Here is a 15,718-nt window from a genome sequence, read left to right on the forward strand (position 1 = left end):
CTATTGTCAAACCTCCTTAAAATTTATTCTATCAATCTCATACAATAACAAATCCAAATTTATCTTTTTTCTAGCTGATATAAATATAGCTTTTTTATATTCACCCTTTAATTTTTTCAAATAATCCAAATTACAAAGATCAATTTTATTAAATACAAGAATCATTTTCTTATCTTTTATTCCGAGCTCTTCTAATGTTTCAAAAATCACCTTTATTTTATCTTTAAAGTTAATATCTGATGCATCAACAAGAATTAAAATTAAATCCGAATAAACAATCTCCTCTAAAGTTGAATGGAATGCTTCAACAATTAATGGATGCAATTTCTTTATAAATCCCACGGTATCTGAAAATAACACATAAGCTCCAGATGGTAGCCTTACCCTTCTTGTGATAGGAGACACCGTTGAAAACATCTCATTTTTAGAGTAAAGTAATTCCTTTGATAAAGCAGAAAGCAAAGTAGTTTTTCCAGCATTAGTATACCCAACAATTGAAATCTTAATTAAGTTTGACTTTATCCTTTTTTTTCTTTGAACATCCCTATTTTTTCTTATTTCATACAATTCTTTCTCTAAAAAAGAAACTCTCTTCTTTAAATACCTTTTTGTATACTCCAACTTTGTCTCACCAGGTCCTCGTGTTCCAATACCGCCACCAAGTCTTGAAAGTTCCTTTCCTTTTCCAACTAGATACGACATAAGATATTTCAACCTGGCAATTTCAACTTGTAATTTTCCTTCCTTTGTTTTAGCGTGTTTTGCAAATATTTCCAATATCAGTTCCGTTCTGTCATAAACCTTGTTTTCAATTGTCCTTTCGATGTTTCTTCTTTGAATAATAGTTAAATCATCATTTATAATTAAATAATCTATATTCCCACTTTCAAATAACAAATTAAATTTTTCCAAAAAACCCCTACCAAAATAAAACCTTGCATCAGGTTTTTTTCTTTTTTGAAACACCCTATCTATTACGTTCCAACTTAAAGTTTTACACAACGATTCTAATTCATAAAACGATTCGTCAATAAATTCACTATAAATACCAGCTATAATAACATTATTCTTCTCCATTACTTTCCTTTTCATTATTTTCACTTTCATCTTGCGACTGTTTACTCGTTAATCTAACAAACGCCTCAGGCATAATAGTACTTACAGCATGTTTGTAAATTAAATTTTGCTGACTACCATTTTCCAAAAGCATGGTAAAATTATCAAATGATCGTATAATACCCTTAGTTTGAAAACCGTTTACTAAATAAACTTTTACAGGAATTTTGCTAGTTCTTAAAATGTTCAAAAACCTATCCTGTAAATTAAATTTCTCCGCCATACCTATTCCCCCTTTTTAACGTATAGTTCCTTTGGAAAAGAAAAATAAACATTAACACTCTTAATAAAAATATCCGTTTGTTCTCCATCAACTAAAATATAAATTCTATCTATACCATTTATGTTCTCAAATAACGAATATAAAATCTGTAAAACTAACATTACTTCTCTATCAATTGAATAGTTTTGTATACTTTTAGAGGACAAATCTATAATCAATGCCGTATCTACAAAATAATATGCATTCAAAATACCTTTTGGTACAAATGTTTCGATACCATCACTAAGTTTGTATGTAGAAAGTTTCTCAAAAATTTCTTGTACAGAATTAATTTTCCCAACATCTAGGAAAATTATATCATCATTTTTCACAAAAGCAATCTCAGAAGAAAATAAAAACAATGAAAAAAACAAAAACAATAAAATCAATTTTTTCACATAATTTCCTCCTCAACGAACTTTTTTATATCATTCCACGTTTCTTTGGGTGCAAATATTATTATTCCAGGCAAATCCTTTGGTAATTGTACAAAAGGTAAATAGTATATCTTAAGTTTAAATCTTTTTGAAGTCACTTTTCCTATTTTTTCTGATATAGAAAATATCTTCCAATCTTTACCATCAAAATCTGGAGAATAGTTTGGAACAAAAATTATATTTAAATTAGAATTTTTAAACACCAACGCAAAACTCTTTGAATCATATGAATCTATCTTTTCTCCAAAAACTTTAACTATTAAATTGTCAATATTGTATTCTCTAAAAAACTGAATAATTACTCTTCCAGGGAGCTTGTTAATCTCCATTTCAAAGTTTAAATCTATCTTTTTTGAGAAAATTATAGCCCCTTTTTCAAATAATACATCATCATAGTAAATTAACCCTTGTGAGTAAACCTTCAATAAATCTCCATTCTTCGAGATCTCTAACTTATATTCTCCATTATAATCAAACTGTATATAGCTTCTAAAATCAACAACTTTAGATATTATCATATCCGGTAAACGATAACTTTTTTCATATTTTCTAAAAGGTATATCAAAAAACTTAAATATATCTTCAATTGAAACCTCTTCTACTGGTTTTTCATCCAAAACTAATACATTTCTTGAAAAAGAAACGAATTTTCCTTTCCATTCAATATATTTAAACGAAGAAATGGCCCCTGTAGATGGAGATTCCACCCTTAAAAAATTTGAATAATCGTTTAACAAGGCATAAGTAGAATCAAAATCAATTTCTTCTATTTTTATAGATCTTCCACCATAGCTTATATTAAACGCAAAGGAGATTATAGCAACAAAAACAAGCAATACAGAAAGTCTTCTCAATATTTAAAAACACTCCTTCCGATAAATTCTCTTATTAAAGATGTTCTAGGAATATCTTCAATATTTGTAATTGGGAGGAAATATTCCAAAATTTTCAATAACCTTGTTACTTCAGAATACTCTGGAACATTGTCTGGAACAACTATTAAAAGCTGCTCAGCAAAAATCTTTAATACTGAAATCTCGTATACAAGCGCACTGTTAAACATTATATCGGCATTTTCTTGGTAGGGAAAGATATTTTTATCTTCCCCTCTTCTCACACTTGGCCACATCTTCAACGTTGCTAAAGCATCATGATTTCTGAATTTACTATCTCTAACTACTCTTCTTAAAAGTCTTGTATCTGTTGTATGCAATCTATTTGTATTATCCAAATTCAACTGTGTCAATGCACTAGCATAAATTTTATACTTTAACTCCTCGGGTATTTGTTCTGTTAATCTTGTGTTCAACCCATGTATACCTTCTACTATAATAGGTTGATCTTTTTCAATTTTCAATATTTTACCTTTTTTTCTTTTTCCCAAAGTAAAATCAAATTTTGGTATTTCAACCTCTTTACCCTCAAACAAATCCAATAAATTTTTATTAAACAAATCAATATCAATTGCCTCAAGAGCTTCAAAATCTGGTTTTCCATTTTCATCAACTGGAGTTCTTTCCCTATCTACAAAATAATCATCCAAGGAAATAGCAACAGGTCTTAGCCCACTTGCCCTTAATTGCACCATCAATCTTTTTGAAAAAGTTGTTTTTCCGCTAGATGAAGGCCCAGCAATCAAAATAAGCCTTACATTCTTCTTTTTCTTTATTTCTTCTGCTATAAACGCAATTTTTTTTTCATGAAGTGCTTCTGACATTATTATCAAATCAGTAACGCTTCTCTCACCCTTTGCAATTAAATTATTTAAATCCCCCACGCTATCAATATTCATTATCTCTAACCATTTTTTGTATTCAATGAAAACTTGGCTCAATTTAGGAAGGGGCTTAAATTCCAGTACGGGTTTTCCATTCTTAAAAACAGGCAAGACTAACACAAAACCATTCTCATACTTTAACAAATCAAAATATTTTAAAACTCCTGTAGAATAGGGCATATACCCATAAAAATAATCAAAACTATCTCCAAGTTTATAAACTTTCACAGTTTTTTTCTTACGATATCTCAACAAATTTATTTTATCGTAATATCCAAACTTCTCAAACAATTTTAACGCTTCACTTTTCATAAACTCAAATTTCAAAAATCTTTCATCTTTTTCAATTATTTCAAGCATTTTTTCTTTCACAACCAAAATTTCATCGTCAGCTAAAACTTTTACTCTGTTATTCGCATCCTTTAATTCGCAATAAATAGACTTACCTACACTGTGAGAAACTTTTAAAAAGTATTGCGGATACATTTTTTTCAAAACAGATTTTAATATAAAAAGCAAACCTCTTTGATATATTCTAAATCCGTCAACAGAATTAACATCTAAAAACAAAACCTTACCAGAATAATGTAAAGGCCTAAACAATTCAATAATTGTATTATCTATCTTCGCCGCTATTATAGGTGAATCATAATATTTTGAATAATTATCTACAAACTTTTTTAGAGTTTCACCTTTTTCAACTTCTACAACTTTACCATCATCCAAAAATTCCAGTTTTATCTTTTCCATATTTCCCCTCCTTTAAATTTTCCACGTTATTTCGAATGATTTTGGATCATGGTAAGTAAAATGTATATGATACACTAAATCTTTTACCTTTTTTAACTTTGACTTCTCAATAAGATTCTTAAAATGAGGATGTAACTTAATAATTACTTCTTTTGCTTCCTTTGGCGCCTCTTCTATTTTTTGATATAAATTTTTAATTGTTATCTTTGGAGAAACAATAAAACCAGCCCCACCACATACAGGACATGGTGAAATATAATTCTCAAAAAAAGACCTTACAGTTCTTTTTCTTGACATTTCCAAAAGCCCTAGTTTTGTAAAGCCAAATATTTCAATTTTACTTTTATCTTTTTTTATTTCTTCGTTTATCTGTTCTAATAACATGTTTTTCATATCATTTGAATCCATATCAATAAAATCAACCAAAACAATTCCACCAATATTCCTTAAACGTAATTGCCTGAAAATTTCCGAAACTGCCTCTTTGTTTGTTTGAAATGCAGTTTCTTGTTGACTTTTTCCTTTTACAAAATGCTTTGAATTGACATCTATTATAGTTAATGCTTCAGTTTTATCAATTATTATTTCTCCACCCGAAGGCAATGAAACCTTTCTACTAAACAATTCCCTAAAGTATTTGTAAATATTCATGTAATCAAAAGTATCACCATCTATTATTTCAATTTTTGGCCTTTTAATGAAAATTTTTAAATATTTCTTTATTGTTTCTAAATGTTTTAAGTTGTTAGTAATAATCAACCTTACATCTTTTGTTAACTTTTCTCTTAAAACATAATCGAGCAGATTCTCTTCTTTATACAAAATTTGAGCTTTCCTTTTACGTTTAAATATCTCTAAAACTTCAAAAGCTCTATTTGCCAGCAAATCCATTTCAGATTGAATATATGATTCATCCAATCCTTCTGCAGCAGTTCTAATTATAACACCTAAATTAGAATTTTCAGAAATATATTTTGCAATATCATGCAATCTTGCCCTCTCATTTTCATCTTCAATTTTTTTTGACACCCCTATAACTTTAGAAAAAGGAAATAAAACCATATACCTTCCCGCAATACTAATATTTGCAGTTAACTGTGGCCCTTTATCTCCAACTGGATCCTTTTTTACTTGTACTAATAGTTTAGTTCCTTTATCTATCTTTTTCAATGAGAAATAATTGTAATATTCTTCTGGGATATCTTTCAATCTTAAAAAACCATTTTTTTTATTTCCGATATTTACGAATATTGCGTCTAATGCATTTACTACCTTTTCTACACGTCCAAGATAAATGTTACCAGTAAGCTTTTCTTCTTCATCAGACACAATTTCAACTAATCTATTATTTTCAATAACTGCATAATGTAAGTTATCTTCAACCGAATTTAAAACTAACACTTTTTCCATGCTTTCAAAATCCTTTCATATACTCCCTTTGGTTTTCATTTAAAACGTCAATCTCTATTCCCAAAGATTTTAACTTTAAATCAGCAACTTCTATATCCAATTCCTCAGGATAACCGTATACTTTGTTCTCTAACTTACCATGATTCTTTTTTAAATAAATTAACGACAAAGTTTGAAGGGCAAAAGATATGTCCATTATTTCTATTGGATGACCATCAGCCGCTGCCAAATTTACCAATCTTCCTTCACCAATTAGAAAAATCTTTTTCCCGTTAATTTTATATCCTTTAACATTTGGTCTTGCTTCAAATACAAATTCTGCGTTTTTTTCAAGTTCATCAACCGGAATTTCAACATTAAAATGCCCTGCATTTGCTAGTATAACACCATCTTTCATATTAACAATATCTTCGTATTTTACCACATCTTTCATTCCAGTTGAAGTAACAACTATATCTGCAATTTTTGAAGTTTCTGACATTTTCATGACTCTATAACCATCCATTAGTGCTTCTAAAGCTTTAACTGGATCAACTTCTGTTATAATAACATTTGCACCTAATGCTTTGGCCCTCATTGCTATTCCACGGCCACACCATCCATACCCAGCAACAACAACATTTTTACCTGCAATTAGTGTATTTGTGTTTCTCATAATTGAATCCCATGTCGACTGACCTGTCCCATATCTATTATCAAATAAATACTTCATACGAGCATTGTTAACTGCAATTACCGGAACCGATAGTATACCACTCTTTTCCAAGTTTTTAATTCTTCGTACACCTGTAGTTGTTTCTTCGGAAATTCCCTTAAGATTTTTTAATAATTCTTTTCTTTCAGTATGTACAATAACACTCAAATCCGCCCCATCATCAAGAATTAGATCAGGATTGTAATCAAGTACTTTATTAAGATTTTCATAATAAATTTTTTCATCGTTTGTTCTCTTTGCGTGAACAATTATCCCAAAATCTTTTAAAGCTTCTGCAACATCATCTTGGGTTGATAATGGATTGCACCCAGTAACAAAAACTTCTGCTCCCAACTTTTTTAGAGTAATTGCCAAATAAGCTGTTTTAGCTTCCAAATGTATCGCCATTGTAATTTTTATTCCATCCAAAACCCCTTTATAATTTTTTTGCAAATAATTTAAAAGTGGCATATAATTTGAAACCCACTCAATTTTCTTTATACCAATCATACTATACCTCCCTATTTAATTTTTAACACTTTATATTTTATCACATATAAGTGAAAATCTAACAACTCTTTACGTTTAGTCTAAAATAAAAATAGCTTTTTGCAGTATTTATGACTTGCTTTTAAAATTAAATATATTAAAATTTTTATAGACACCAAAACAAAGGAGTTTAAAAATGGATCTAAAAAAATATTTGGAAAATCTAAATGTATCTTCAAAAGGTACGCCACAAAAAAGTTGGGATGAGTATTTTTTAAAAATAGCGCTTATAATATCCACACGTTCGTCTTGCATCCATAGAAAAGTTGGAGCGGTAATTGTAAAAGATAAAAGAATCCTTGCAACTGGTTATAATCAACCTCCTTCTGGTTTTCCCCACTGTAATGAAATTAACTGTATAAGAGATGATTTAAATATCTCCTCTGGAAAAAACCAGGAAATTTGTTATGCACTTCATGCTGAACAAAATGCTTTAATGCAAGCTGCAAAATTTGGTATATCTACCGATAATTCCATAATTTACGTTACACATAAACCTTGCTCCGTCTGTGCAAGACTTATAATAAACGCTGGGATAAAAAAAGTCATATTTATCAATGACTACCCTGATCCATTAACAGATTTTTTGTTTAAAGTATCAGAAATAAAAATTGAAAAATATGGAGGTGTAATAAATGAAGAGGGATGAACTTATCAAATATTTAAGAATTGATAGATGGCCAACCGTTTGGTGTCCAGGTTGTGGAAATGGAATAATAATGAAATCATTTATCCAAGCCACTCATGAATTGAATTTAGAAAAAGACAGAGTAGCAGTTATTTCTGGAATAGGTTGTTCTTCAAGAGCAACTGGATATTTAGATTTTAACACAATGCACACACTACATGGAAGAGCCATAGCATTTGCAACAGGGGTAAAACTTGCAAAACCAGATTTCAAAGTAATTGTAATGGGTGGTGATGGTGATTTAACAGCTATTGGTGGAAACCATTTTATACATGCTTGTAGAAGAAACATTGATTTAACTGTAATAGTGTTTAATAACATGATATACGGAATGACAGGAGGGCAACACTCGCCAACAACTCCACATGAAAAAATTACTAGTACCATGCCTTATGGTAATATTGAAAACTCTTTTGATATTGTGAATCTAGCACTATCTGCTGGTGCCACTTATGTTGCAAGAAGTACAGTCTATCATTATCCATTAACAGTAAAATATATAAAAGAAGCTATTACACACAAAGGAATGAGTGTTGTAGAAGTTTTAACAAATTGTCACACTTATTATGGTAGATATAATGGAATGAAGAATGCTTGGGACATTCACAACTACATGAAGGAAAATGCAATTTTAAAATCCAAAGCTGAAAAAATGGATAAGAATTTACTAAAAGACAAAATAATAATTGGTGTTTTCAAAAAAGAAGAAAAACATGACTTTTATGAAAATTATAAAAAAGTTGTTGCAATATCAAAAAATTCGGAGGTGTAAATAAATGGAAATCCAAAGACCATTTTCAATTAGAATCGCAGGAATAGGTGGTCAGGGAAATCTAATCGCTGGTTTAACTCTAGCAAAGGCATTAGTGAAATCTGGCAAGTATGTTGTACAAACTCAAAATTATACTGCACAAGTCAGAGGTGGACCAAGTTATTGTGATTTACTAATTTCTAATAAACCTATTGATTTTCCAAAAGCAACTCTCTTCGATATATTGTTAATTTTACACCCTTTTATGATTGAACAGTGTAAAAATGTCAGAAATAATGGTATAATTATTATTGATGATACATATATCAAAGAACTTCCACTTGAATCATTTAGGATGACCAAAAGAAAGATAAATATATCTGCTTCAAAAATTGCGCTTGAGAAATTTGGAAGCGAAATGTTTGCGAATATGATAATGTTAGGAGTTATTTCTAAAGCAACTTCAATAGTTAATATTGATTATTTAATTGAATCTATCAAAGAAAATATAAATCCAAAATACGTTGAAAAAAATATTGAGGCGGTGAAATATGGCACAACACTTACAGAAAAATTCTACAAACCAAGAATCGAAAGAAAAGTTAAAAGAACAATTGGGTTCGAATAATTTAAAAGAATCATTTTCACATGCAATTGAAGGTATATTAACAGCTATTTCTCAAGAAAGGAATTTAAGAATCCATTTTTTTGTAGGATTTGTTATACTATTTTTGAGTTTATTTTTGCCAATTGATAAAAATAACTATATATGGATTTTTTTCGCTGTATTTTTTGTAATAATTTCTGAATTAATAAACACTTTAATCGAAAATTTGCTTGATTTGTTTATACCAGAATTTCATCCTATTGTTAAAATAATAAAAGATATCAGTTCTGGTATCGTACTTTGGGCTGCAATGTTTTCTGTAATTGTCGGTATTGCAATCATTGGGAATTTATTGTTTAATTGGGATATAATTATTGCGAAAATCTTTGGTTTTGGATTTGTTTCCTTATTCCCATTTATATATGTTTTAGGAGTGATAAGATGGAAGAAAAAAAGATAAAAATATTAATAGTTGATGATTCGGCTTTTATGAGAATGATTCTAAAAGATGTTATTGAAAAAGAAAAAGACATGAAAATCGTTGGAATTGCCAAAGACGGTCTTGAAGCAGTAGAACTTGCTATAAAACACAAACCTGACGTCATTACATTAGACGTTGAAATGCCTAAATTAAATGGAATTGAAGCATTAAAGGAAATTATGAAACGTTCTCCTTCAAGAATAATAATGGTTAGTAGTCTTACAGAAGAAGGTGCTGATATAACTATAACTGCACTTCAACTTGGAGCGGTTGACTTTGTCACAAAACCTGCTGGAAGTATTTCAATGAATTTTAGAAAAGTAGCAGGGGAACTAATTGAAAAAATAAGAAATGCCATGAAAATTGACGTTAAAGCTCTATCACGAAAAATCACTTACAGTCATAAAACATTTAGTGTCAAATCTTTAGTTTCCGGAAAAATCGTTGTTATTGGTTCATCAACTGGTGGGCCAAAATCATTAGACCAGGTGATCCCACCGCTACCTTCGAATTTTCCTGCACCAATAATTCTTGTTCAACATATGCCCGCTGGATTTACAAAATCACTTGCAAATAGATTAAATAAAATTTCAAATTTAAACGTTAAAGAGGCTGAAGAGGGAGACATACTAAAACCTGGGTGGGTGTATGTTGCTCCTGGCGATTACCACCTTGGAATAAGATTACATGATAAAAAAAGTATAGTCTATCTTGAAAAAAGCGAAAAAATTAATAACGTTAGACCTGCAGTCGATTTTACATTGGATAAGGTTGCAGAAATATACAAGGAAAAAACAATATCTGTTATTTTAACTGGAATGGGTAAAGATGGTACAAAAGGTGCATTCAAAGTGAAATACTACAAAGGAATTGTTATTGCTGAATCAAAGGAAACTTGTGTAGTATACGGTATGCCAAAATCAGTGGTTGAAGAAGGATATGCAGATTTTGTGTTACCCGCATATAAAATACCAGAAAAACTAGTTGAAATAATTTAGGAAAATAATTTAAGGAGGTGTAAATTTATGAAAAAGCTTTTTGTTTCATTTTTTATATTGGCATTGTCTATATTTTATTTTGGGGCCTTTAAAGATGTTCCAGTAAATCACTGGGCATATGATGCTGTAAATGAACTAAGTAAATTAGGAATTGTTAGTGGAATGCCTGATGGAACTTTCCAAGGAAACCAAGGAATGACGCGTTATCAAGTTGCTGTTGCACTTTATAGAATGATGAATTATATCCAATCTCAAATTGACAAGGCTGTTTCCAATACATCTAATGTAAGTAAACTACGAGAGCAGATTTTAACACTTTCTGATATTGTAAGCACAGCAATGAACAAGATAGAAGATTTATCTTCTCTAAAAGATTCCGTTCAGATTGTATCTTCAGATGTTAGCGAACTTAAAACGTCATTAGTTAATACTAAAAATGATGTAAAAAGTTTATCAATCGATATCTCATCATTAAAGAATAAAGTAGACGAATTAAATAACAAAATTACTATTTTAGAAAGCAAAATGCTTAATGAAGATATAAACAAATACTTGTCTCAAAAAGTTGACCTTGATAAGTTTAACAAATTATCATATGAGTTTGATAACTTTAAAAAGCAAACTGAAAATAAACTTGATGCATTAAATGGTGATATAGTTACTATAAAGACAGAAAACAGCAATATGCAGAAAACAATTGATACTCTAAATAACAACTATTCAAGCCTTGAAGAATATTTAAATGCTAAAACCAAAGCCTTGGATACAAGAATTTCTACTATTTCTGGTGATGTTACTCAGTTAAAAGTTGATTTTCAAACATTCAAATCAGATTATGATATTACAGTACAAACGTTTAATAAAAAGATTGAAAAATTAAATCAAATCGTAAGTAATTATGAAACTATTTCCACAGTTGTTGAAAATTTAAATAAAAATTACTCAACCTTAAAATCTACAACCGAAAACAAAATCGATGAACTATCTCAGGAAATAAACGAAATAAAAAATTCAAGTAATTCTACGTCTTCAACTTCAACTATCGCGTTAATCATATCGATCTTATCAGGCGCAGTCGCTGGTATAGCTTTATATTTAACAATAACCAATTAATACATAAAACCATAACAATATCCCACTACTGGATCAAAAAAAAATAAAAAAGCACCCCCGAAGCAACAAAATAAAACTGACAAGGGGGTGTTTTTCTTTTGCGAAGAAAGTACAAAATTTTTGTATTCTCCTAAAATAAAAGAAAAAATCATTTGAATTTCCCTTTGGAATTGCTCAAAGCAGAGTTCGTTTGCAGATTAATAAATAAAAGCGTAAAATATCATCTATTTCAAAAATCACATATTACTGAACATAGCACAAAAAAGAAATGACAAAAAACTTAAAGAAAAAATTAAAAAGACATATCTCAAAATACAATGGTGTTTACAGATATCACCGTAAGTATACATATTAAAGAAGTGAGAATAATAAATAATAATCTTTCAAAAAACACATACTAAATCTTTAAATTACTAAACATTACCAAGTACTACAAAAAATCATCGCTTATGTTTTTAACCAATAAAATTAAATATCTATTACAAATAACACAAAATAATAAAAAAGGTGTTTCCTAAGAGGAAACACCTTATATATGACTTACATATTATAATTTAAAATTTGATAAGTATTGATTTAGACCTTCTACAGCGTTATTTAAATCATCTGAATATATTTTTACTTCTGATGCTTGTTTTGCTTGATTTTCCACTTGTTCTGCCATGTGTTTTATTTCTTCTTCCACTTCCATCAACGTCTTTGTTACCCTATCTATTGCCGCACTTACTTCTTCTGATGCTCCACTTTGTTCTTCTGATGTCGCTGCCAAGTCATTTGTCATTCCGTATATGTCTTCTATCTTTTCCAATAATTCCACTATTGATTCACTTACTTTCTCCGATGATTCTACTGAATCTTCTATCTTTTCCCCTACTTCTTCTGTGTATTTTGCCACGTTTACCGCTTGATCCTTTATTGCATTTAATACTTCTGCTATCTTTTGTGTTTGACTTTTACTTTCTTCGGCTAGTTTCCTTATTTCATCCGCAACTACTGCAAATCCCCTTCCTGCTTCTCCTGCTCTTGCCGCTTCTATTGCTGCATTAAGCGCTAGTAAATTCGTCTGTTCCGCTATGTTTGATATTGTTCCTACTATTTCCCCTATCATATTTGATGATTCTTCCATCTCACGTACCGATTTTTCTGTCTCCTTCATCGTTTCGTTTACTTTCATTATTACTTCTTTTAGTTCTTTTACTCTTCCTGATGAGTCTGTTGCCTTCTCTTTCATCTCTTCTGCTTTCCTTGCCAAATTCTCCGCATAGTTTGCTATGTTTTGCGCGCCTGATGCTATCTCTTCCATTCCACTGTTTGCCTCTTCTGTCGCCGATACTACTTCTTGTAATTCATATGTCGCTTTGTTTACCGTTTCTGTTGCATCTTTTGCTGCTCTTTCTGTGTCTTCTACTAGGTTGTCCAATAACTGTGATACTGAGTATACTTGTGAGTTTAGTTTCATTACTTCTCCTACCGTTTGCTTGAAATTATCCACCAATATCTTAAACGCATTTGTTAGTTGACTTATCTCATCTTTCCCTTTTCTTTCTTTTATCTCTACCGTTAAGTCTTTTTCCGATACTCTCTTTGCTATTTCACTTATCTCTATTATTGGTTTACTTATTGATTTCGATACAAAGTATGCTATTATCGCTGCTATTAATGCAACTATTATTCCCGTTAGTATCCCTAGATTTACTATATTTTTCGCTTCCTTTATCACTTCCGAGTAATTTATTGTAGCCATTACTTTCAACGGTAAATCATCTATCTTTATAAAGCTTGCAAATTTTTCATATCCATTGTATTTATACCTTACACTCCCTTTGTCTTTTGATAAGAGTTCTTCTTTTAGCTTCTCAAGCCCTTTTTCCTTTGCTATGTCTAGTTCGTTTATTTTACTTTCATCTGGATGTGCCACCACTAACGTGTCGTATATTATACTTACTATTCCATTTTCTCCTATCTTTGCCCCTTTTATCATATCTTGTAGTATGCTTTGTGGATATAATCCAACTAATACCGCAACTACGTTATCACTGAAGTCTTTTACTGGTACAGCAACTGCTATGGTGCTTGTAGAATTGTATTCAAATGGTATGTATATGTCATATTCTTTTTCCTTGTTTTTTATCTTGTCAATTATATCTTTTAACTTCTCTGGAAAATTAATTGATAACTCACCTGTCTCATCAAGTACTTCACCTGTTTCTAATACGATAAATGTCTGGATAACCCCCTCTTTTTTTAACGCATTTCTTGCATTTCTAATTCCCCATGCAAGTTGTTTTTTTCCTAAATCACTTGTCGCATTCATCAAATATGGGGTAAGTGACCCCCCTGTTGCATACTTGTAAATTGGATCAATGATGTTTTCTAGTTCTGCATGTACGTCTTTGGAGATCGAGGTAAGGATGAGTTTGTTTATAGTACTTGCGCTTTTTGAAACGTTTTTGAAGGCAAGATATGATGAAATTGAAACACTTGTTACCGTAGCAATTATTGCTACCAATACTAAGGATAGTATGAGTTTAAATTGTAGTTTCATTTAACCACCTCCGAAAGTATGTATTCTCTTACATTTTCAAAATCTTCTCCAAAATATCTATCACCATTCATTTCGATATTAATATTTGAAAGAAAATCTTCAATCATTTTAGAGGACTTTAATGGACGCCTAAATTCCAAAGCAACCCTAACTAACATTGTCTCAATTGATATTAAATCTACTACATTTGTATAAATTTTTCTTAACTTCCTTGCAGAAGTTGCTCCCATACTTACATGATCTTCTTGGTATGCAGATGTTGGAATCGTATCACATGATGCAGGATGAGATAAAACTTTATTTTCATTACATATTGCAGCAGCCGCATATTGCCAAATCATATAACCAGAGTTAAGTCCCTCTTTTCCAGATGCAAGAAATGCAGGTAATCCCCTATTAACTAGTGGGTTTACCAATCTATCAATTCTTCTTTCGATCATATTACCTAAATCAGTTAACGCTATAGATAAATAATCACAAACTAATGCAACTGGTTCACCATGGAAATTTCCACCACTAATTATTTCCTCATCAAATATTAACGGATTATCCGTTGCCGCATTAATTTCATTTTCAGCAACTTTTTTGGCAAATTCAAGAGTATCATACACTGCACCATAAACCTGAGGAATAGCTCTAAGTGTGTATGCATCTTGGACATTAGAACATTTGATGTGTGATTCTCTTAATTTACTCTTATTAAGATATTTTCTCAGTAATTCGGCAATATAAATTTGGCCTTTATGATTTCTTACTCTTTGCAATCTATCATCAAATGCGACTGGTGTCCCAAGTAAAACATCTGTTGATGCTGCTGCAATTAAAGTTGCAATTTCTATTAATCTAAACATATCTCTGACAACAAGTGAAAGTATCGCTGTCATAAATTGCGTGCCATTTAATAAACTTAAGCCTTCTTTTTCTTTTAAAGTCAATGGTGTTATATTTTTTTCTTTCAATATTTCTCTTGTTTCAACTTTCTTGCCATTCTTTAAAACATATCCTTCACCAATTAGTGCCATTGAAATATGTGATAATGGTGCCAAATCACCACTTGCACCAACACTCCCCTTCTCCGGCACATATGGTACAACATCTTTATTCAAAAACTCTACTAATTTTTCTATTACCGACACTCTTACCCCTGAAAAACCTTTTGCTAATGAATTAGCCCTCAACAACATCATCGCACGAACGATATCATAGTTCAGTGGCTCACCGATACCTGCTGAATGAGATAACACAATATTTTTTTGTAAATCCTCTAATTCTTCTTTTGAAATTCTTACATTAACCAATGCACCAAAACCTGTATTCACACCGTAAACTGGTTTGTTTTTTTCTAAAATTTCTTCAACTTTTTTTCTAGAAAGTTCAACATTTTTTTTGGCCTTATCATCAAGCAAAACTTGTTCATATTTTCTCGATACTTTATGAACATCCTCAACGGTTAAGCTATTTCCGTTAATATATATCAAAAAAATCCCCCCTCTAATATTATCTATGACAAATATATCACAATAAAAATTTTAATCAAATA

Annotated in this window: 15 protein-coding genes; 6 read left to right on the forward strand and 9 right to left on the reverse strand. The window is 30.4% G+C overall.

Features of this window, described 5'->3' with window-relative positions:
- Window positions 1-6 precede the first annotated feature (6 nt).
- The 7 genes from hflX to Y592_RS00270 are packed head-to-tail and all read right to left on the reverse strand — an operon-like array spanning window position 7 to window position 6,956.
- Entirely contained in the window at window positions 7-1,092 is a 1,086-nt protein-coding gene (hflX, locus tag Y592_RS00240) for a GTPase HflX (protein ID WP_232218195.1), read from the reverse strand.
- The gene (hfq, locus tag Y592_RS00245) at window positions 1,064-1,339 is read right to left on the reverse strand and encodes an RNA chaperone Hfq (RefSeq protein WP_075665086.1); all 276 of its coding nucleotides are present in this window, start codon (window positions 1,337-1,339) and stop codon (window positions 1,064-1,066) included. The genes hflX and hfq overlap by 29 nt, the downstream gene beginning before the upstream one ends.
- Window positions 1,340-1,341: 2 nt before the next feature.
- Window positions 1,342-1,776: a GerMN domain-containing protein gene (locus tag Y592_RS00250; RefSeq protein WP_075665087.1), complete on the reverse strand. Its 435-nt coding sequence runs from the start codon at window positions 1,774-1,776 to the stop codon at window positions 1,342-1,344.
- A complete protein-coding gene (locus Y592_RS00255) occupies window positions 1,773-2,669 on the reverse strand; it encodes a DUF4941 domain-containing protein (protein WP_075665088.1) in 897 nt (298 codons plus the stop codon). The genes Y592_RS00250 and Y592_RS00255 overlap by 4 nt, the downstream gene beginning before the upstream one ends.
- The gene (locus tag Y592_RS00260) at window positions 2,666-4,342 is read right to left on the reverse strand and encodes a nucleoside kinase (RefSeq protein ID WP_075665089.1); all 1,677 of its coding nucleotides are present in this window, start codon (window positions 4,340-4,342) and stop codon (window positions 2,666-2,668) included. The genes Y592_RS00255 and Y592_RS00260 overlap by 4 nt, the downstream gene beginning before the upstream one ends.
- Before the next feature lie 12 nt (window positions 4,343-4,354).
- Window positions 4,355-5,752, reverse strand: coding sequence for an Rne/Rng family ribonuclease (locus Y592_RS00265; protein ID WP_077286925.1), 1,398 nt, complete (start codon window positions 5,750-5,752; stop codon window positions 4,355-4,357).
- Between the two features lie 4 nt (window positions 5,753-5,756).
- Entirely contained in the window at window positions 5,757-6,956 is a 1,200-nt protein-coding gene (locus Y592_RS00270; RefSeq protein WP_077286928.1) for an adenosylhomocysteinase, read from the reverse strand.
- A 175-nt stretch (window positions 6,957-7,131) separates the two neighbouring features.
- On the opposite strand from Y592_RS00270, the gene Y592_RS00275 reads away from it, so the two are divergent.
- Genes Y592_RS00275 through Y592_RS00300 form a run of 6 tightly spaced genes read left to right on the forward strand, consistent with a single transcriptional unit; the run spans window position 7,132 to window position 11,633 of the window.
- The gene (locus Y592_RS00275) at window positions 7,132-7,644 is read left to right on the forward strand and encodes a deoxycytidylate deaminase (RefSeq protein WP_075665091.1); all 513 of its coding nucleotides are present in this window, start codon (window positions 7,132-7,134) and stop codon (window positions 7,642-7,644) included.
- The gene (locus Y592_RS00280; RefSeq protein ID WP_077197692.1) at window positions 7,631-8,455 is read left to right on the forward strand and encodes a 2-oxoacid:ferredoxin oxidoreductase subunit beta; all 825 of its coding nucleotides are present in this window, start codon (window positions 7,631-7,633) and stop codon (window positions 8,453-8,455) included. Before Y592_RS00275 ends, Y592_RS00280 begins: the two co-directional genes overlap by 14 nt.
- Window positions 8,456-8,459: 4 nt before the next feature.
- Window positions 8,460-9,062 carry a 2-oxoacid:acceptor oxidoreductase family protein gene (locus Y592_RS00285; RefSeq protein ID WP_075665093.1) on the forward strand — a complete coding sequence of 201 codons (603 nt, stop codon included), beginning with the start codon at window positions 8,460-8,462 and terminating at the stop codon, window positions 9,060-9,062.
- Window positions 8,986-9,501: a diacylglycerol kinase family protein gene (locus Y592_RS00290; RefSeq protein WP_075665094.1), complete on the forward strand. Its 516-nt coding sequence runs from the start codon at window positions 8,986-8,988 to the stop codon at window positions 9,499-9,501. The genes Y592_RS00285 and Y592_RS00290 overlap by 77 nt, the downstream gene beginning before the upstream one ends.
- Window positions 9,483-10,520, forward strand: coding sequence for a protein-glutamate methylesterase/protein-glutamine glutaminase (locus Y592_RS00295; RefSeq protein ID WP_077288530.1), 1,038 nt, complete (start codon window positions 9,483-9,485; stop codon window positions 10,518-10,520). The genes Y592_RS00290 and Y592_RS00295 overlap by 19 nt, the downstream gene beginning before the upstream one ends.
- A gap of 27 nt (window positions 10,521-10,547) precedes the next feature.
- Window positions 10,548-11,633 carry an S-layer homology domain-containing protein gene (locus tag Y592_RS00300; protein WP_075665096.1) on the forward strand — a complete coding sequence of 362 codons (1,086 nt, stop codon included), beginning with the start codon at window positions 10,548-10,550 and terminating at the stop codon, window positions 11,631-11,633.
- Between the two features lie 547 nt (window positions 11,634-12,180).
- On the opposite strand, the gene Y592_RS00305 is transcribed toward Y592_RS00300, so the two are convergent.
- The gene (locus tag Y592_RS00305; protein ID WP_088368809.1) at window positions 12,181-14,178 is read right to left on the reverse strand and encodes a methyl-accepting chemotaxis protein; all 1,998 of its coding nucleotides are present in this window, start codon (window positions 14,176-14,178) and stop codon (window positions 12,181-12,183) included.
- The gene (hutH, locus tag Y592_RS00310) at window positions 14,175-15,656 is read right to left on the reverse strand and encodes a histidine ammonia-lyase (protein ID WP_075665098.1); all 1,482 of its coding nucleotides are present in this window, start codon (window positions 15,654-15,656) and stop codon (window positions 14,175-14,177) included. Before hutH ends, Y592_RS00305 begins: the two co-directional genes overlap by 4 nt.
- Window positions 15,657-15,718 lie beyond the last annotated feature (62 nt).

Source organism: Thermosipho sp. 1070, assembly GCF_001682135.1.
Classification (GTDB): domain Bacteria; phylum Thermotogota; class Thermotogae; order Thermotogales; family Fervidobacteriaceae; genus Thermosipho; species Thermosipho affectus.